The organism is Sinomonas sp. B1-1, from assembly GCF_050474465.1.
In the GTDB taxonomy this organism is placed as follows: Bacteria; Actinomycetota; Actinomycetes; order Actinomycetales; family Micrococcaceae; genus Sinomonas; species Sinomonas flava.
In genome coordinates this window covers 440,556-458,634 of the sequence record NZ_JBCHVF010000001.1, presented here as the reverse complement: position 1 = coordinate 458,634, position 18,079 = coordinate 440,556, and the positions used below count along the sequence as shown (strand labels likewise).

Genomic DNA, 18,079 nt, shown 5'->3' with positions numbered 1-18,079 from the left:
GATGGACCCCCAGGAGAACACGACCCCCGCCGTGCCTGATCGGCCCTTGACCCGCAGGGAGCTGCGCGAGCGCGAGCGTGCCCGGCAGGAGGCGCAGCAGCGCATGCTCACGCCCCAGCGGCGCGCCTACGCGCCGCCGCCCTCGGCGTTCCCGCGCCTGCCGTCGGATCCAACCCCTCCCGCGCCGACCGCCACGCCCTCGCCGGCGGCGGCAGCCGCTCTGAGCGGGGCCTTCCCCACCTCCTCGCCCGCTGCCCCTGCACACGATCGGGACAGGCAGGCGCCCCAAGGCCGCCGCCGCGGATCGTTCTCCGCCGCAGCGCCCGCAGAGAGCCCCAGCCGCCCCGAGGCACCCCAGGCCCGGCCTTCATCCGGCACGAGCCCCACCTCCGCCGCAATGGGATGGGGTGCGTACCCGCCGTCGTCCGGCCCCAGCGCGCTCGCGTTCACGCCGCCGCCGCCCGTCCCCGCGGCAGACGCCGGCCCCCCGGCTGTCCTTCCGGAGCCCGTGGTTCCCGCGCCCACGCCTGCCCGCTCCGCCGAACCGGCCTTGCCGCCGCCCACCGCCTTCTTCCCGGCCGTCCCGGAGTCGGCGCCCGCGACCGTCCCGGTGAGCCGCGTGAGCTCCCCCGACGAGCAGACCCGTCCCGATACAGGCTCGGCAGAGCGGCAGGACCGGCGCAGCGTCTTCCCGCTCGCCGCCCAGGGCTACACCCGCGGCCACGCCGGCGCAGGCCACCGGCACGCGGACACGCTCGAGGATTCCCGCCGCGACGAATGGAACGCCCAGGCACCCGCCGGCTACGGGGACGACGCCCGGACGGCCGTGCACGACCATGGGCACGACCACGCGTACGACCATGGGCACGACCACGCGTACGACGAGCCCCACGAAGTGGACCACGCGGTCTTCGGGGAGCCCGTCGTGGCCCCCGCGCCCTCGAAGCGGTCCCGCCGCTTCCGGCTGGTCGTCGGGCTCGGCCTCGCGATCGCACTCTTCGTGGGCGCCTCCCTCGTCGTCGTCCAGATCCTCAGCCCCGTGCTCGGCATCGGGAAGGTCACCGACTATCCCGGCCCGGGGGAGGGCTCCGTCACGGTGACGGTCCAGCCCGGATCGGGGCCCGCCGCCGTCGCGAACAGCCTTGAGAAGCAGGGCGTGGTCGCCGACGCGAACACCTTCCTCAAGGCTTTCGCAGCGACCGGAGGCAGCCTCCATCCCGGCGACTACACCTTCAAGAAGGAGATGCCCTCGTCGGACGCCGCCCAGGTGCTGGCGGGAACCTCGGGCGGGAAGGTCATCTACCTGGCCCTCAACGCGGGACTGCGCGTCTCGGAGTCCCTCGATGAAATCGCCAAGGCGGCGTCGGTGGACCGCAAGGACCTCGACGCGCTCAACGTCAAGCCGTCCGAGTTCGGCCTGCCGGCCCAGGCGAAGAACCTCGAGGGATACCTCGCCCCCGGCGAGTACCGGCTCCCGGTGGGGAGCTCCGCGAAGGACATCCTGACCAAGCTCGTCAACACGACCCTCGACGAGCTCAAGCAGGCGGGGGTGACCGACCCGGCGAAGCAGTACCAGGTCCTCACCGTTGCCAGCATCGTCCAGGCGGAGGGCGGCCGGGCCGACTACGGGAACGTCGCAGGCGCCATCTACAACAGGCTCAAGCCCAACCCCGAGACGAACGGCCTCATCCAGTCGGACGCGACCGTCACCTACGGAATCGGCAAGAAGAGCTACCACATCAGCGAGGCCGAGAAGGCGGACCAGGGCAACGCGTACAACACGTACCAGCACGCCGGCCTGCCGCCGGGACCGATCGGCTCACCGGGAGCCACGGCCATCCAGGCCGCGGCGAAGCCCACGCCCAACGACTACCTGTACTGGGTGACCGTGAACCTGGACACCGGGGAGACCAAGTTCTCCAAGACGTACGCCGAGCACCTCGGGTACGCGCAGCAGTACGAGCAGTGGTGCCAGGCGAACGCGGGGAAGTGCAAGTGACCGGATCCCCCCGCCGCCGCGCCGCGGTGCTCGGGCATCCGATCGCCCACTCGAAGTCCCCGGCGCTGCACGGTGCCGCCTACGCGGCCCTCGGCATCGACATGGAGTACGGATCCTTCGACCTCACGGAGGCCCAGCTGCCTGCCTTCGCCTCGCGCGTGCGGAGCGAGCCCGGCTGGCGGGGGCTCTCGGTGACCATGCCCCTGAAGGCGGCCTTCGTCCCGCTCGTCGACCGGCTCGAGGGCCTCGCCGCTGAGCTCGGCGTCCTGAACACGGTTGTCGTCGAGGACGGCCAGGCCAATCCCGTGCTCGTCGGGCACAACACGGATGTCGCCGGGATCGTCGAGTCGTTCCGCCATGTGGGCCTGGGGCGCGTGGGCCATCCCGTCGTCGTCGGGGCCGGCAACACCGCCCTCGCGGCGGTCGCGGCGCTCTCGCAGCTCGGCGCCGAGCAAGTCGGGTTCCTCGTCCGGGATGCGGCGCGCGCGGGCGAGGCCGCGGCCCTCGCCGAGCGGCTCGGCCTCGCGGTCTCCCTCGGACCGATCGACGGGGGAGCGGCCCGCCTCGGGGCGGCAGACGCCGTCGTCAGCACGCTGCCCCCGCGCGCCGCCGACTCGCTGGCCGCAGAGCTGGCAGGGCTGCCTGCCACGCACGACGGCGCCCCCCGGGTCCTCCTCGACGTCGCCTACGATCCGTGGCCCAGCAGGCTCGGCCAGGCATGGGCCGAACGCGGCGGGGTCCTGCTCCACGGCCTCGAGATGCTCGTCTACCAGGCTGTCGAACAGATCGTGCTGTTCACCGGCCGCGAGGACGCGAGGGAACCGCGCGTCATAGATGTGATGTGCGACTCAGTGGGAGTACCGCGGCGCACGGCCTAGTGCGCGCGCGTGGCAGGATGGAATACATGTTGCGTTGGTTGACCGCCGGTGAGTCCCATGGCCCGGCACTCGTTGGAATCGTCGAGGGCCTCCCGGCCGGCGTCGGCCTGACAAGCGAGGACATCAAGGCGGCGCTCGCCCGCCGCCGTCTCGGCTACGGCCGCGGCGCCCGCATGAAGTTCGAAGCCGACGAGGTGACGATCGTCGGCGGCGTGCGCCACGGGCTGACCCAGGGCGGTCCCGTCGCGATCCAGGTGGCCAACACCGAGTGGCCCAAGTGGGAGCAGATCATGGCGGCCGACCCCGTCGATGCCGCCGAGCTCGCGGGACAGGCGCGCAACGCACCGCTCACCCGGCCCCGCCCGGGCCACGCCGACTTCACCGGGATGCAGAAGTACGGCTTCGACGAGGCCAGGCCGGTCCTCGAGCGCGCGTCGGCCCGGGAGACCGCTGCCCGGGTCGCGCTCGGCACCGCGGCCGCCGCGTTCCTGCGCGCGCTCGGGATCGAGCTCGTGAGCCACACGACCCAGATCGCTTCAGTGGCCGCCCCCGAGGACGCTCCGCTGCCGCTGCCGGCCGATGTCGAGGCGCTCGACGCCGACCCCCTGCGCTGCTTCCACGCCGCCACCTCCGAGGCGATGGTCGCGGAGGTGGACGCGGCGCACAAGGAGGGCGAGACCCTCGGCGGCGTCGTGGAGGTCCTCGCCTATGGGCTCCCGCCGGGCCTCGGAAGCTACGTCCACTGGGACCGCAGGCTCGACGCGCGCCTCGCCGGGGCGCTCATGGGCATCCAGGCCATCAAGGGCGTCGAGGTGGGCGACGGCTTCCGCACGGCCGCCCGCCGCGGCTCCGCCGCCCACGACGAGATCGTCCGCGACGCTGCGGGCAAGATCGTGCGCTCGACCAACCGGGCCGGCGGCATCGAGGGCGGCATGAGCATCGGCGACGTCCTCCGCGTCCGCGCGGCCATGAAGCCCATCGCCACGGTGCCGCGCGCCCTGCGCACGATCGACGTCTCCACCGGAGAGGCGGCGAAGGCCCACCACCAGCGCTCCGACGTCTGCGCCGTCCCCGCCGCCGGCGTCGTCGCCGAGGCGATGGTCGCGCTCGTCCTGGCCCAGGCCGTGCTCGAGAAGTTCGGCGGCGACTCGGTCGCCGAGACCCGGCGCAACCTCGAAGCCTACCTCGCCGCCATCCCCGCGAACCTCGACTCGGTGGTTGGATGACCGCGCCGGCTCCATGCCGGCTTGACCGACCGGTAGTCCTTTTCGGTCCCATGGCCGCGGGGAAGAGCTCCGTCGGCGTCGCCCTCGCCGAGCTCGTGGGGGCCGAGTTCCTCGACTCCGATGCGCTCGTCGTGGCCGAGCACGGCCCGATCCCCGAGATCTTCGCCGCCCACGGGGAGGAGGCGTTCCGCGCCGCCGAGGCCGAGGCCATCGCGCGGGCGCTCACCGGAATCCACCCCCAGGGCCTTGTCCTCGCACTCGGCGGCGGATCCGTCCTGCGCGAGGAGACGCGCACACGGCTCACGGACGCCCACCGCGTCTACCTGCGCGCCTCCTGGGACGACGTCGCCCCCCGACTCGCCGGAAGCGCGGACCGGCCGCTCCTCCACGGGGATGCCGAAGGCAGCTGGAAGGCGCTCATGGACCGGCGCAGGCCCGTCTTCGAGCAGCTCGCGTCGCTGACGGTGGACACGGGGACGAGCACGGCCCCGGAAGTCGCGGAACTCATCGCGCGACGGATCTGCTCGGGGAGCGACACCGGCGCACACACGCAGGCGGCGGCATACCGCATCGACGAGGGAGTCCAGGCATGAGCAGCGACGCTGCAGTCATCAAGGTCACGGGAGCCACACCCGCGGAGAACTACGACGTAGTGGTGGGCCACGGCCTGCTCGACCGGCTCGCGCCCATCCTCGGGGAGCGCGTGCGCCGCGTGCTCGTCATCCACCCTCGCGCGCTGCGGGCAACCGGCGACGCCGTGCGCGACTCCCTCGCAGCCGACGGGTTCACGGCGGTCACCGCCGAGATCCCGGACGCCGAGGAGGGCAAGCACATCCAGGTCGCGGCGTTCTGCTGGCAGGTCCTGGGACAGAACGACTTCACACGCTCGGACGCGATCGTCGCCGTGGGCGGCGGGGCCGTGACCGACCTCGCGGGCTTCGTGGCCGCAACCTGGCTCCGTGGCGTCCGGGTCGTCCACCTGCCCACGAGCCTGCTCGCGATGGTCGACGCGTCTGTCGGAGGCAAGACGGGGATCAACACGGCGGAGGGCAAGAACCTCGTCGGCGCCTTCCATCCGCCGGCCGCCGTGCTCGCCGACCTCGACGCGCTCGCGACGCTTCCCCGCAACGAGCTCATCTCGGGCATGGCCGAGGTCGTGAAGTGCGGCTTCATCGCCGACCCCGCCATCCTCCAGCTCATCGAACGCGACCCCGCCGCCGTGGCCGACCCGGCGTCGTCGACCGTGCGGGAGCTCATCGAGCGGGCCATCGCCGTCAAGGCGAAGGTCGTCTCCGCGGACCTCAAGGAGTCCGGCCTGCGCGAGATCCTCAACTACGGCCATACCCTCGGCCACGCCATCGAGCTGGCGGAGCGCTACTCGTGGCGGCACGGCGCCGCCGTGAGCGTCGGGATGATGTTCGCCGCCGAGCTCTCCCGCAGCGTGGGACGGCTCTCGGACGAGGTCGCCGACCGCCACCGGAGCATCCTCACGTCCCTCGGGCTGCCCACCTCCTACCGGCCGGACCGGTGGCAGGCGCTCCTCGACGGGATGCGCCGGGACAAGAAGGCGCGCGGCGACCTGCTGCGCTTCGTCGTCCTGGACGACGTCGCAAAGCCCGGGATCCTCGAGGTCCCGGACACGTCGCTTCTCTTCGCCGCCTACCAGGAGATCGCGGAGGGAATCCCGGCATGATGCTCGATCGCCGCGAATGGCCGGACGCCGGCTTCCCCGGGATCGCCCTCAACCCTGACACCCTGACCCCTGAGATCGTCGACGAGGAGCGCTGCGAGTCCGCGTTGGCAGCCACGGCAGAGCCAGCCGACCACGCGATGGTGGAACTGGCGCGCGGACACGTGAACGAGGCGGCCGAGATCCTCATGGAGGCCCGCTACCAGAATCCCGAGTCGTTCAAGCTCAAGGTCCTCGAACTCGACGTCATGCGTGCCGGCCACCGCAACGACCGCGCGGTCGAGCGCGCCCAGAAGCTGCTGGCCGAGGTCAAGGGCACGCCGCGGGAAGCGGTGGTCTACCACTACCTGGGGAAGATCCAGTTCTCCCGCGGGAAGTATTCCGCCGCCGAGAGCGCCTTCTCCAAAGCCCTCGACCTGCGGGTCGCCGCGTCGGCGGACGCGAGCCTCATCTACACCTCGACGGTGGCCCTGGGGCGGGTCCGCGAAGTCCTCAGCGCCCAGTCCTGACGCTCCGGAGCCGCCGCGTCGGGGCGGAGGCGTCCCTACGGGTAGAATGGTCTGCGGATTTCTCACAGCAGACCAGAGAGGCTTTTCGTGGCAACCACCAACGACATCAAGAACGGCACCGTACTGAACCTGGACGGCCAGCTGTGGAACGTCATCGAGTTCCAGCACGTCAAGCCGGGCAAGGGCGGGGCGTTCGTGCGCACCAAGCTGCGCAATGTCCTCTCGGGCAAGGTCGTCGACAAGACGTTCAACGCCGGAACCAAGATCGACACGGCCACGGTGGACCGCCGCGACTACCAGTACCTCTACAAGGACGGCGCGGACTTCGTGTTCATGGACACGGACACCTACGACCAGATCACCGTTCCGGGCGAGACCGTGGGCGACGCGGCGAACTTCATGCTGGAGAGCCAGACGATCCTCATCGCCCTCCACGACGGCTCCCCGCTCTACGTCGAGCTCCCGCCGAGCGTGGTCCTCGAGATCACCTATACCGAGCCGGGCCTCCAGGGGGACCGCTCCTCTGCCGGTACGAAGCCCGCGACCGTCGAGACGGGCTACGAGATCCAGGTGCCGCTCTTCCTCGAGACCGGGACCAAGGTCAAGGTCGACACCCGTGACGGCAGCTACCTGGGACGTGTCAACGACTAGTGAGCGCCCGTGGAAAGGCCCGTTCGCGGGCCCTCGACATCCTCTTCGAAGCCGAGCAGCGCTCGGTGACGCCGTCTGAGGTCATCCAGCGGCGCCGCGACTCGACCGAGCAGACCATCAACCCGTACACGGTCGAGATCGTCGACGGCGTGACGGCCAAGCAGGCGCAGATCGACGAGATCCTGCGCACGTACGCGCAGGGCTGGACCCTCGAACGGATGCCGGCCGTCGACCGGATCGTCCTGCGGATCGGTGCCTGGGAGCTGCTCTTCAACGACGACGTCCCGGACGGTGTTGCCGTGAGCGAGGCCGTCGCCCTCGCCCGGACGATGTCCACCGACGAGTCGCCGCAGTTCGTCAACGGCCTCCTGGGGCGTCTGCAGCAGCTCAAGCCGACCCTGCTGGCCTGACCCACCGGTGTCCGCGTGAAGTGAGGGGTCCCGCCGCTGGCGGGGCCCCTCCTTGCGTGGTCCCGGCACGCGTCGTCCTGAGCTTCACAGCTGCGGGCGGTCGTGGGGGATGCCCGTGATCTCGGCCCTCAGGCGGACCACCCGGTCCAGGAGGTCGCGCTCGGCGCCCTCGTAGCCGTCGAGGTCCCTCCCGCTCAGGACGCGCTGCCTCCTCGAGGCCAGCTGCGTCGCCGTGCGGATGAGCGCCTGCATCGGCGCACGCCGTCCTGCGGACTTGGCCCAGCGGAGGCCGGCGGAGCGGCCCCGGGGCGTCGCGAGCATCTCGACCTCGAGCGGGGTGAACCAGCCGGCCTGGGCGTACTCGACCAGCCGGGCGTGCGTGATCCGCGCCTCGGCGCGCCTCAGGACGTAGACGCCGGCCACCGACGCGGCGAAGAGCGGGACCTGGACGATGGCGTAGAGCATGAAGAAGTCCTCGCCGGCGCCGTTCCACACGTTGTGCAGGAGCATGGCGGGGACAAGGCCCACGACGAACGCCACCACGATCCCTCCAGGGCCGGACCGCCGCGCGGCGAATCCCATCGCGAGCCCGATGGCACCGGTGAACATCGCGTGGGCGAAGGGGGACAGGATTCCGCGGAGGGTGAAGATGACTGCGAGCGACGCCGGGGAGCCCGAGCTGTCGTCATAGAGGCGCCCGAAGTACAGGACATTCTCGGTGAAGGCGAACCCCGCGCCCACCGTCATGCCGTAGACGATCCCGTCCACGGGACCGCCGACGTGCCTGCGCGCCGCGAGCATGAGGATGAGCAGTCCGACACCCTTGGCGGTCTCCTCGACGATGGGGGCCTGGACGGTGGCGAGGAACTCCATGGTGCGGGCTTCGGTGGCCCCCCGCGGGGCGAACGCGGCCATGAAGAGGGGCTGGACGAGGGTCGTCGCTGCCACGGCGACCGCCCCGCCCCACGCCAGGGCGAAGGCGAGCAGGCGCTTCGGCTCCGGCTCCCACCGGTCCACGGCATACACCGCCAGGAGCACGACGGCGAGCGGGAACAGCGAGAGGACGAATCCGATCGCGAAGCCGGCGCTGCCGGTCGAGCGCAGGAGGAAGGGGACGACGAGCAGGAGGCTCGCGACCACGAGCACCCCGCCCGCGACGAAGAGGGCGAGGAGCCCGGCGCCCCTGCGGGCGGGCGGCGGGTGGGGAGCCTGACTGGGATAGGCAGGCGGCCAGCCGGCGTCGTACCTGGTCATGGCTCAAGGCTAGCGCCGGCGCGCTCCCCCGCGGGGAGCGTGAGGACCCTGCAGCCTGCCTGCGCCGGGTGCCGGTGACGGGAGCCACAGGGGCCCCGAAGGCCCCTCGGCGCTGTGGTAGCGTGGATCGACCGTTGTCCTTTTAATTCCGTCCTGCGAGGCGGGGAAAGGGGTCTGCTGTGGCATCATCCCAGGCAGAGAAATCCGGCGGCGAGGACCTCTCTTCAGGGGCGGAGCGCATCGTCCTGAGCGCGGGCGACATCGACCGCGCCCTCACGCGCATCGCGCACGAGATCCTCGAAGCCAACAAGGGCCCTGAAGGGCTCGTCCTCCTCGGCATCCCGCGGCGGGGCTACCCCCTCGCCGTCCGGCTTGCGGCCAAGCTCGCAACCGCCGACCCGAGCGTCGACGCGGCCGCGATCGTCGGCCAGCTCGACATCACGATGTTCCGGGACGACCTCGCGCGCCAGCCCACGCGTTCGCCCGCCCGGACCATCCTCCCCGCGAGCGGCATCGACGACCGCGTCGTCGTGCTCGTCGACGATGTCCTGTACTCGGGCCGCACCATCAGGGCCGCACTCGACGCCCTCACTGACCTCGGGCGCCCCCGCTCGGTGCGCCTCGCCGTCCTCGTGGACCGCGGCCACCGCGAGCTCCCGATCAGGGCCGACCACGTGGGCAAGAACCTCCCGACGTCGCGCGCCGAGAAGGTCCGCGTGCGCCTCACCGAGGTGGACGCTGCGGGCGGCTACGACGAGGACCTGGTCTCGATCGAGGCCCCGGCGGGCGAGGGAGCGGCCCGGTGAGGCACCTCCTGAGCACCAAGGACCTCTCCGCCCAGGACGCCATCCGCATCCTCGACACCGCCGAGGAGATGAGCGCCGTCAACGACCGCGAGGTCAAGAAGCTCCCCGCGCTGCGCGGCCGCACCGTGGTCAACCTCTTCTTCGAGGACTCGACCCGGACGCGGATCTCCTTCGAAGCCGCGGCCAAGCGGCTCTCGGCGGACGTGATCAACTTCGCCGCACGCGGCTCGTCCGTCTCCAAGGGTGAGTCGCTCAAGGACACCGCCCAGACGCTCGAGGCGATCGGCGCGGACGCCGTTGTGATCCGCCACAGCGCCTCCGGCGCCGCGCACCGTCTGGCGACGACGGACTGGATCAGCGCCGCCGTCGTCAACGCGGGCGACGGAACGCACGAGCACCCGACCCAGGCACTCCTGGACGCGTTCACGCTCCGCCGCCACTGGGCCCGGCTCGCGGGAACCGCGTCGACCGGCACCGCGCTCTCCGGGGCGAAGGTCATCATCGTCGGCGACATCCTCCACTCGCGCGTCGCGCGGTCCAACGTGTGGCTCCTGACCGCCTTGGGCGCCTCTGTGACGCTCGTGGCGCCCCCCACGCTCCTGCCGGTGGGCATCGAGCAGTGGCCGTGCACGGTCTCCTACGACCTCGACACTGCCCTCGCCTCGCGCCCCGACGCGGTCATGATGCTGCGCGTCCAGGCAGAGCGCATGAACGCCTCGTACTTCCCGTCCACCGGCGAGTACTCGCGGCGCTGGGGGCTCGGGGACGAGCGCTTCGCCCGCCTGGACGAGCTCGGGCTCAAGGACACGGTCATCCTCCACCCCGGCCCGATGGTGCGCGGCCTCGAGATCTCCTCGACGGCCGCCGACTCGGAGCGGTCACAGGTCTTGGCGCAGGTGGCCAACGGCGTGTCCGTGCGCATGGCCGTGCTCTACCTCCTCATGTCCGGGGGCCTGGACGGTCCGCCCACGCCTGAACGACAGGCCCTGCCCGCCCACCTCGCCAAGGAGACTGCTTCATGACCGCTTCAGAGACGTACCTCGTCCGAGGCGCCTCGCTCTACGGCGAGCAGCGGGCCGACCTGCTCATCGCCGACGGCCGGATCGCCCGCGTCGGCTCGGGCCTCGACGCCGAGGGTGCCGCCGTGGTCGACGCCGACGGCCTCGTCGCGCTCCCGGGCCTCGTCGACGTCCACACCCACCTCCGCGAGCCCGGCCGCGAGGATGCGGAGACCGTCGAGACCGGGTCCCGCGCGGCGGCTCTCGGCGGCTACACCGCCGTGCACGCGATGGCCAACTCCAACCCGGTCGCGGACACCGCGGGCGTCGTCGAACAGGTCGCGACGCTCGGTCGGCGCGCAGGCTGGGTCGACGTCCGGCCGGTCGGCGCCGTGACCGTGGGACTCGCCGGGGAGCAGCTCGCCGAGCTCGGCGCGATGGCCGAGTCGGCAGCGCACGTGCGGATGTTCTCGGACGACGGCATGTGCGTGCACGACCCCGTCCTCATGCGCCGCGCCCTCGAGTACGTCAAGGCGTTCGACGGCGTCGTGGCCCAGCATGCGCAGGAGCCGCGCCTCACCGCGGGCGCCCAGATGAACGAGGGCGCCGTGTCCGCGGTCCTCGGCCTGCCCGGCTGGCCCGCGGTCGCGGAGGAGAGCATCATCGCCCGCGACGTCCTGCTCGCGCAGCACGTCGGGTCGCGGCTGCACGTCTGCCACGTCTCCACAGCCGGCTCGGTCGAGATCATCCGTTGGGCCAAGGCCCGCGGCATCGACGTCACGGCGGAGGTGACCCCTCACCACCTCTGGCTCACGGACGAGCTCGTCCGCACATACGACCCGGTGTACAAGGTCAACCCGCCGCTGCGCACGCCCACCGACGTCGAGGCCCTCCGGCAGGCCCTCGCCGACGGCACGATCGACGTCGTCGGCACCGACCACGCGCCGCACCCGAGCGAGCACAAGGAGTGCGAGTGGGCCCAGGCCGCGATGGGCATGACAGGGCTCGAGACAGCCCTCTCCGTCGTCCAGCACTCCATGGTGGAGACGGGCCTCCTGGACTGGCGCGGCGTCGCCCGCGCGATGTCCGAGGTGCCGGCGCGGATCGGCGGGCTCGCGGACCAGGGCCGGCCGCTCGCCGAGGGCGAGCCCGCGAACGTGACGCTCGTGGACCCGGCCGCGCGCTGGACCGTTGACCCTGCCGTGCAGGCGACCAAGGGCCGCAACTCGCCCTTCGCCGGCCGCGAGCTCCCCGGCCGCGTGGTGGCCACGTTCTTCCGCGGCCACGCGACGGTGCTCGACGGCGCCCTCAACACGCCGCACCCCGCGCTCGTGGGGGACCCCGCGGCCGAGGCCCGCTGATGGAGCGGCTCGGCCCGGGCCTGCTCATGCTGGGCATCGCCGTCGTGCTCGTCGCGCTCGTGTGGGTCGGCTGGCGCGGACGTCTCCGACGCCAGAGCGGCGTGCCTGCCCCCGCGCCGGTGCCGGAGGACACGGGCGCGGAGAGGCTCCGCTGCCCCGGTCAGTACGTCGTGACGACGAGCGCCGGGGACTGGCTCGACCGGATCGCGGTGCACGGCCTCGGCGTGCGGACCACCGCCGACGCCGTGGTGGCGGACGCCGGCCTGGTCTTCGACCGGTCGGGGGCGGCGCCCCTGTTCGTCCCGGCCGAGGATCTGCGGGATGTCCGGCTCGAGTCCGGGATGGCGGGGAAGTTCGTCGAGAAGGACGGGCTCGTCGTCGTGGGCTGGCAGCTCGGCGGGCAGCCGGTGGACACGGGCTTCCGGCCCCGGTACGCCGAAGAGAAGAATGCCCTTGTGGCAGCAATCGAGGATTTGATGGGTTCCGCGCCGGGCGACGGCGTGGGTCAGGGAAAGAGTGAATCGTGACTGAAAAGGCGAAGCAGCGGCAGCCGGCCGTCCTGGTGCTCGAGGACGGGAAGATGTTCCGCGGGCACAGCTACGGGGCGGTGGGCACGTCGCTCGGCGAGGCGGTCTTCGCAACCGGAATGACCGGCTACCAGGAGACCATCACCGACCCGTCGTACGCGCGGCAGATCGTCGTGCAGACGGCCCCGCACATCGGGAACACCGGAGTGAACGGCGAGGACGCGGAGTCCCGCCGCATCTGGGTTGCCGGGTACGTCGTGCGGGACCCCGCGCGCCGACCCTCGAACTGGCGCAGCGAGCGCAGCCTCGACGAGGAGCTCGAGGCCCAGGGCATCGTCGGCATCCAGGGCGTCGACACCCGCGCCATCACGCGCCACCTGCGCGAGCACAAGACGATGCGCGCCGGCATCTTCTCCGGCGAGGCCGCCCGGCGCTCCGACCGCGAGCTCCTCGACGACGTCCTCGGAAGCGCGCCCATGGAGGGCTCGCGCCTCGCCGAGGAGGTGAGCATCGACGAAGCCTACGTGGTCGAGCCCGCCGACCGCGGGTGGGACGGCGACCCGCGCTTCACGATCGCCGCGATCGACCTTGGCATCAAGTCCATGACGCCGCACCGCTTCGCCGAGCGGGGCGTCCGGGTCCACGTCCTCCCCGCCACCGCCACCATCGAGGACCTGCGCGCCGTCAACCCCGACGGCGTCTTCATGTCGAACGGCCCCGGCGACCCCGCCACGGCAGATGCCCAGGTGGGACTGCTCCGCTCGGTCCTGGACGAGAAGATGCCCTACTTCGGCATCTGCTTCGGCAACCAGATCCTCGGCCGCGCGCTCGGCTTCGGAACGTACAAGCTGCGCTACGGCCACCGTGGAATCAACCAGCCCGTCATGGACCGCCGGACCGGCAAGGTCGAGATCACGAGCCAGAACCACGGCTTCGCGGTGGACGCGCCGCTCGACGGCGCGACCGTCGCCCCGGAGGAGCGCTTCGGCCGCGTCGAGGTCTCCCACATCAGCCTCAACGACCAGGTCGTCGAGGGCCTCGCGTGCCTCGACATCCCCGCGTTCTCGGTCCAGTACCACCCCGAGGCCGCCGCCGGCCCGCACGACGCCGCATACCTGTTCGACCGCTTCATCGACCTGATGGAGTCGAACAAGAAGTCCACCGCCACCCCCGAGACCGAGGAAGCCAAGTAATGCCGAAGCGTACGGATCTCAAGAGCGTCCTGGTCATCGGCTCGGGCCCGATCGTCATCGGCCAGGCCGCAGAGTTCGACTACTCCGGCACCCAGGCCCTCCGCGTGCTCAAGGAGGAGGGCCTCAGGGTCATCCTCGTGAACTCCAACCCGGCGACGATCATGACGGACCCCGAGTTCGCCGACGCGACCTACGTCGAGCCGATCACCCCCGAGGTCGTCGAGAAGATCATCGCCAAGGAGCGCCCCGACGCCGTCCTGCCGACCCTGGGTGGTCAGACCGCGCTCAACACCGCGATCGCGCTCGACAAGAATGGCGTGCTCGCGAAGTACGACGTCGAGCTCATCGGCGCGAACATCGCCGCGATCGAGCTGGGCGAGGACCGCGAGAAGTTCAAGGGCGTCGTCGAGCGCTGCGGCGCCGAGAGCGCCAAGAGCCACATCGTGCACACGATGGACGAGGCCTTCGCGGCGGCCGAGGACCTGGGCTACCCCATGGTCGTCCGCCCGTCCTTCACGATGGGCGGCCTCGGGTCGGGGCTCGCCTACAACGAGGAGGACCTGCGCCGGATCGTCGGCCAAGGCCTGCAGTACAGCCCGACCACCGAGGTGCTCCTCGAGGAGAGCATCCTCGGCTGGAAGGAGTACGAGCTCGAGATGATGCGGGACAAGAACGACAACGTCGTGGTCGTGTGCTCGATCGAGAACTTCGACCCGGTCGGTGTGCACACCGGCGACTCCATCACCGTCGCCCCGGCGCTGACGCTCACCGACCGCGAGTACCAGAAGCTGCGCGACGTGGCGATCGCCGTCATCCGGGAGGTCGGCGTCGACACCGGCGGGTGCAACATCCAGTTCGCCGTCGACCCCACGACGGGGCGCGTCGTCGTGATCGAGATGAACCCGCGCGTGTCCCGCTCCTCGGCGCTCGCGTCGAAGGCCACGGGCTTCGCTATCGCGAAGATCGCCACGAAGCTCTCCCTCGGCTACACGCTCGACGAGATCCCGAACGACATCACCCAGAAGACGCCGGCGAGCTTCGAGCCGACCCTGGACTACGTCGTCGTGAAGGTCCCGCGCTTCGCGTTCGAGAAGTTCCCTGCCGCGGACCCGACGCTCACGACGACGATGAAGAGCGTCGGCGAGGCGATGGCCCTCGGACGCAACTTCACCGAGGCGCTCCAGAAGGCGCTGCGCTCCCTCGAGCAGAAGGGCGCGCAGCTCGACTTCTCCTCCGTGCCCGAGTACGAGGTCGCGGAGCTCGTCGAGAAGGCCAAGCGCCCCACCACCCAGCGCCTCGCCCAGGTCCAGCGCGCACTGCTCGGCGGTGCGAGCGTCGAGGAGCTGCACGAGGCGACGGGCATCGACCCGTGGTTCCTCGACCAGCTGCAGCTGCTCAACGAGGTCGCTGCCGAGATCAAGGCCGCCCCGGCCCTGACCGAGGACGTGCTGCGGCTCGCCAAGCGCCACGGCTTCTCGGACGAGCAGATCGCGGCCCTCACACACTCGGCCGAGGCCGTTGTCCGCGGCGTGCGCCAGGCGCTCGGCGTCCGCCCGGTCTACAAGACGGTGGACACCTGCGCCGCCGAGTTCGCTGCCTACACGCCGTACCACTACTCGTCCTACGACGAGGAGGACGAGGTCGAGCTGCACAAGAAGCCCTCGATCGTCATCCTCGGCTCCGGCCCCAACCGGATCGGGCAGGGCATCGAGTTCGACTACTCGTGCGTCCACGCCACCATGGCACTGCGCAAGGCCGGCTACGAGACCGTCATGGTCAACTGCAACCCGGAGACCGTCTCGACGGACTACGACATCTCCACTCGCCTGTACTTCGAGCCGCTCACGCTCGAGGACGTGCTCGAGGTCATCGCGGCTGAGGAGCGCACCGGCGGGGTGCTCGGCGTGTTCGTCCAGCTCGGCGGCCAGACCCCGCTCAAGCTCGCCCAGCAGCTGGCCGACGCGGGCGTGCCGATCCTCGGCACGTCGCCGGAGGCGATCGACCTCGCCGAGCACCGCGGCGCCTTCGCGAAGGTGCTCGACGACGCCGGCCTGATCGCCCCCAAGAACGGCACCGCCGTCTCCTTCGAGGAGGCCAAGCGCATCGCCGACGAGATCGGGTACCCCGTGCTCGTCCGCCCGTCCTACGTCCTGGGCGGCCGCGGAATGGAGATCGTGTACGACGAGCCGAACCTGGCCCGCTACATCGCCAACGCCACCGAGATCACTCCGGACCACCCGGTGCTGATCGACCGCTTCCTCGAGGACGCGGTCGAGATCGACGTCGATGCCCTCTACGACGGCACCGACCTCTACGTCGGCGGCATCATGGAGCACATCGAGGAGGCCGGCATCCACTCGGGCGACTCCGCCTGCGTGCTGCCGCCGGTCACTCTCGGAACCGACGTGGCCGAGCGGGTGCGCGCCGCGACCGAGGCGATCGCGCGCGGCGTCGGGGTCCGCGGGCTGATCAACATCCAGTTCGCCATCGCCTCCGACGTCCTGTACGTGCTCGAGGCGAACCCCCGCGCGTCCCGCACGGTGCCGTTCGTCTCCAAGGCCACCGGGGTGCAGCTCGCCAAGGCCGCCGCGCTCATCGGCACGGGAGTCACCATCAAGCAGCTGCGGAGCGCCTACCACATGCTGCCCGAGACCGGCGACGGCGCGGTGCTGCCCGCCGACGCCCCGGTCGCGGTGAAGGAGGCGGTCCTGCCGTTCAGCCGCTTCCGTACTCCCGAGGGCACCGTGGTGGACAGCCTCCTGGGCCCGGAGATGCGCTCGACCGGCGAGGTCATGGGCATCGACAAGCACTTCGACACGGCCTTCGCCAAGAGCCAGGCCGGGGCGAACAGCGCCCTGCCGACCTCCGGGCGGGTCTTCGTGTCCGTGGCCAACCGGGACAAGCGCTCGGTGATCCTGGGCGTCAAGAAGCTCGCCGACCTCGGCTTCGAGATCGTCTCGACCTCCGGTACCGCCGCGGTCCTCAACCGCAACGGCATCCAGGCGTCCGTGGTCCGCAAGGTCACCGACGGCTCGGCTTCGGCGAGCGCAGAGGCCAGCGGCGAGGGCACGATCGTGGACCTGATCAACGACGGCAAGATCGACATGGTGATCAACACGCCGTCGGGCGGGGCCGCGCGCGGCGACGGCTACGAGATCCGCGCCGCCGCCACCTCGAACGGCAAGCCGTGCATCACGACCGTCGCGGAGTTCAACTTCGCGGTCCTCGCGATCGAGGCGATGCGCAGCTTCGAGTGGAGCGTCACGAGCCTCCAGGAGCACGCGGCCGCCCTCCGCGGGGAGCCGCAGGACGTGCCGGAGACCGCCGGTGTCTGAGGCTCCGGCCGGAGCGACTGCCGCGGGGCGCGCGCCGTTCGGCGAGCGCCTCGCGGCGGCCACGGCCGCGCGCGGCCCCCTGTGCGTCGGCGTCGACCCGCACCCGTCGCTCCTGGCGGGGTGGGGGCTCGCGGACGACGCCGACGGGCTGCGGCGCTTCTCCCTCACCGTGCTCGAGGCAGTGGCAGACCTCGCCGCCGCGCTCAAGCCGCAGGTCGCGCTCTACGAGCGCCACGGGTCGGCCGGGCTGGCAGTGCTCGAGGAGCTCCTGGCCGCGGCCCGCGACGCGGGCGTGCTCACGATCGCCGACGCGAAGCGCGGGGACATCGGCTCGACGATGGCTGCCTACGCGGACGCGTGGCTGCGCGACGGCTCCCCTCTGGCGGCAGACTCCGTGACGCTGAGCCCGTACCTCGGCTTCGAGTCCCTGCGCCCGGCCCTCGACCTCGCGGCCGAGACCGGCCGCGGCGTCTTCGTGCTGGCCCTGACGTCCAACCCCGAGGGCGCCTCCGTGCAGCACGTCGGCGGGGACGCCTCCGTGGCGCGCCGCATCGTCGATGCCGCCGCAGCCGAGAACCGGCGCTATGCCGGTTCGGCGGAGGGCCACGGCTCGGTTGGACTCGTCGTCGGGGCGACTGTGGGAGGTGCCGTCGAGGCGCTGGGGCTCGACCTCGCGGCGATGGCCGGCCCCATCCTCGCCCCCGGCCTCGGCGCCCAGGGCGCGACCGCGGCCGACCTGCGCACGACCTTCGGGGCGGCCTACAGGCAGGTCCTCGGGACCTCGAGCAGGGACATCCTCACCGGCGGCCCCACCGCCGCCGGGGTGCGCGAGCGGGCCCAGCGCACCCTCGCCGAGCTCGCCGGCTGAGCGTAGGGTGAGCCCGTGGCCCTGATTCCGCTCAGCCCCGCCCAGCAGCGCGACGCCCTCGAGAAGGCGGTGGCGGCGCGGGTCGCGCGGGCGGAGGCCAAGGCGTTGCTGCGGTCGGGCGAGGCGACGGTGGGAGACGTGCTCGAGCGCGCCCAGACCGACGAGGCCCTCGCACGGCTCAAGGTGACGGACATGCTCGAGTCGCTTCACGGCGTCGGCCCCGTGCGCGCGCTCGCCATCCTCGAGGGGCTGGGCATCGCGCCGAGCCGGCGGCTCCGGGGCCTCGGGGCGCACCAGCGCCGGGCGCTGGTAGATTTTCTGGGAGCGAACTGACGTGCGGAGCCCGCAGGCGCCGCAGCACGATCGAGAGGACA

The 18,079-nt window shown here is 71.7% G+C and carries 17 protein-coding genes; 16 read left to right on the top strand and 1 reads right to left on the bottom strand.

Features of this window, described 5'->3' with window-relative positions; genetic code table 11:
• Position 1 precedes the first annotated feature (1 nt).
• From mltG to nusB, 8 genes are all read left to right on the top strand, one after another.
• Complete coding sequence (mltG, locus tag ACQ5BE_RS02135; protein WP_430295283.1) at positions 2-1,999, top strand: endolytic transglycosylase MltG; 1,998 nt, start codon at positions 2-4, stop codon at positions 1,997-1,999.
• Positions 1,996-2,877 carry a shikimate dehydrogenase family protein gene (locus tag ACQ5BE_RS02130; RefSeq protein WP_430295282.1) on the top strand — a complete coding sequence of 294 codons (882 nt, stop codon included), beginning with the start codon at positions 1,996-1,998 and terminating at the stop codon, positions 2,875-2,877. The genes mltG and ACQ5BE_RS02130 overlap by 4 nt, the downstream gene beginning before the upstream one ends.
• Positions 2,878-2,903: 26 nt before the next feature.
• Positions 2,904-4,103, top strand: coding sequence for a chorismate synthase (gene aroC / locus ACQ5BE_RS02125; protein WP_430295281.1), 1,200 nt, complete (start codon positions 2,904-2,906; stop codon positions 4,101-4,103).
• A gap of 50 nt (positions 4,104-4,153) precedes the next feature.
• Entirely contained in the window at positions 4,154-4,696 is a 543-nt protein-coding gene (locus tag ACQ5BE_RS02120) for a shikimate kinase (RefSeq protein ID WP_430295280.1), read from the top strand.
• Positions 4,693-5,796, top strand: coding sequence for a 3-dehydroquinate synthase (gene aroB, locus ACQ5BE_RS02115; RefSeq protein WP_430295279.1), 1,104 nt, complete (start codon positions 4,693-4,695; stop codon positions 5,794-5,796). Before ACQ5BE_RS02120 ends, aroB begins: the two co-directional genes overlap by 4 nt.
• Positions 5,793-6,302: a tetratricopeptide repeat protein gene (locus ACQ5BE_RS02110; protein WP_430295278.1), complete on the top strand. Its 510-nt coding sequence runs from the start codon at positions 5,793-5,795 to the stop codon at positions 6,300-6,302. Before aroB ends, ACQ5BE_RS02110 begins: the two co-directional genes overlap by 4 nt.
• Before the next feature lie 87 nt (positions 6,303-6,389).
• On the top strand, positions 6,390-6,953 hold the full coding sequence (gene efp, locus ACQ5BE_RS02105) for an elongation factor P (protein WP_208712630.1): 564 nt from the start codon (positions 6,390-6,392) through the stop codon (positions 6,951-6,953).
• Entirely contained in the window at positions 6,953-7,363 is a 411-nt protein-coding gene (gene nusB, locus ACQ5BE_RS02100; RefSeq protein WP_208712629.1) for a transcription antitermination factor NusB, read from the top strand. Before efp ends, nusB begins: the two co-directional genes overlap by 1 nt.
• Positions 7,364-7,447: 84 nt before the next feature.
• Here the strand turns inward: nusB and ACQ5BE_RS02095 are convergent, their stop codons facing one another.
• Positions 7,448-8,617, bottom strand: coding sequence for a PrsW family intramembrane metalloprotease (locus tag ACQ5BE_RS02095; RefSeq protein ID WP_430295276.1), 1,170 nt, complete (start codon positions 8,615-8,617; stop codon positions 7,448-7,450).
• A gap of 179 nt (positions 8,618-8,796) precedes the next feature.
• On the opposite strand from ACQ5BE_RS02095, the gene pyrR reads away from it, so the two are divergent.
• Genes pyrR through mihF form a run of 8 tightly spaced genes read left to right on the top strand, consistent with a single transcriptional unit; the run spans position 8,797 to position 18,038 of the window.
• Complete coding sequence (gene pyrR / locus ACQ5BE_RS02090; RefSeq protein ID WP_208712627.1) at positions 8,797-9,423, top strand: bifunctional pyr operon transcriptional regulator/uracil phosphoribosyltransferase PyrR; 627 nt, start codon at positions 8,797-8,799, stop codon at positions 9,421-9,423.
• Entirely contained in the window at positions 9,420-10,445 is a 1,026-nt protein-coding gene (locus tag ACQ5BE_RS02085) for an aspartate carbamoyltransferase catalytic subunit (RefSeq protein ID WP_430295275.1), read from the top strand. Before pyrR ends, ACQ5BE_RS02085 begins: the two co-directional genes overlap by 4 nt.
• Positions 10,442-11,782 (top strand): dihydroorotase, encoded by a 1,341-nt coding sequence (locus ACQ5BE_RS02080; RefSeq protein ID WP_430295273.1) that lies wholly within the window; start codon positions 10,442-10,444, stop codon positions 11,780-11,782. The genes ACQ5BE_RS02085 and ACQ5BE_RS02080 overlap by 4 nt, the downstream gene beginning before the upstream one ends.
• Positions 11,782-12,309 carry a hypothetical protein gene (locus ACQ5BE_RS02075; RefSeq protein ID WP_430295272.1) on the top strand — a complete coding sequence of 176 codons (528 nt, stop codon included), beginning with the start codon at positions 11,782-11,784 and terminating at the stop codon, positions 12,307-12,309. The genes ACQ5BE_RS02080 and ACQ5BE_RS02075 overlap by 1 nt, the downstream gene beginning before the upstream one ends.
• Complete coding sequence (carA, locus tag ACQ5BE_RS02070; protein ID WP_430295271.1) at positions 12,306-13,502, top strand: glutamine-hydrolyzing carbamoyl-phosphate synthase small subunit; 1,197 nt, start codon at positions 12,306-12,308, stop codon at positions 13,500-13,502. The genes ACQ5BE_RS02075 and carA overlap by 4 nt, the downstream gene beginning before the upstream one ends.
• Positions 13,502-16,837, top strand: coding sequence for a carbamoyl-phosphate synthase large subunit (gene carB, locus ACQ5BE_RS02065; protein WP_430295270.1), 3,336 nt, complete (start codon positions 13,502-13,504; stop codon positions 16,835-16,837). The genes carA and carB overlap by 1 nt, the downstream gene beginning before the upstream one ends.
• Positions 16,830-17,705: an orotidine-5'-phosphate decarboxylase gene (gene pyrF, locus ACQ5BE_RS02060; protein WP_430295269.1), complete on the top strand. Its 876-nt coding sequence runs from the start codon at positions 16,830-16,832 to the stop codon at positions 17,703-17,705. The genes carB and pyrF overlap by 8 nt, the downstream gene beginning before the upstream one ends.
• A gap of 15 nt (positions 17,706-17,720) precedes the next feature.
• The gene (gene mihF, locus ACQ5BE_RS02055; protein WP_430295268.1) at positions 17,721-18,038 is read left to right on the top strand and encodes an integration host factor, actinobacterial type; all 318 of its coding nucleotides are present in this window, start codon (positions 17,721-17,723) and stop codon (positions 18,036-18,038) included.
• Positions 18,039-18,079: the final 41 nt, after the last annotated feature.

Bases quoted from the DNA above. Each gene is read 5' to 3' on its own strand.
- mltG (WP_430295283.1), top strand. From the start codon at position 2: ATGGACCCCCAGGAGAACACGACCCCCGCCGTGCCTGATCGGCCCTTG.
- aroC (WP_430295281.1), top strand. From the start codon at position 2,904: ATGTTGCGTTGGTTGACCGCCGGTGAGTCCCATGGCCCGGCACTCGTT.
- ACQ5BE_RS02120 (WP_430295280.1), top strand. From the start codon at position 4,154: ATGGCCGCGGGGAAGAGCTCCGTCGGCGTCGCCCTCGCCGAGCTCGTG.
- aroB (WP_430295279.1), top strand. From the start codon at position 4,693: ATGAGCAGCGACGCTGCAGTCATCAAGGTCACGGGAGCCACACCCGCG.
- ACQ5BE_RS02110 (WP_430295278.1), top strand. From the start codon at position 5,793: ATGATGCTCGATCGCCGCGAATGGCCGGACGCCGGCTTCCCCGGGATC.
- ACQ5BE_RS02095 (WP_430295276.1), bottom strand. From the start codon at position 8,617: ATGACCAGGTACGACGCCGGCTGGCCGCCTGCCTATCCCAGTCAGGCT.
- ACQ5BE_RS02080 (WP_430295273.1), top strand. From the start codon at position 10,442: ATGACCGCTTCAGAGACGTACCTCGTCCGAGGCGCCTCGCTCTACGGC.
- ACQ5BE_RS02075 (WP_430295272.1), top strand. From the start codon at position 11,782: ATGGAGCGGCTCGGCCCGGGCCTGCTCATGCTGGGCATCGCCGTCGTG.
- carB (WP_430295270.1), top strand. From the start codon at position 13,502: ATGCCGAAGCGTACGGATCTCAAGAGCGTCCTGGTCATCGGCTCGGGC.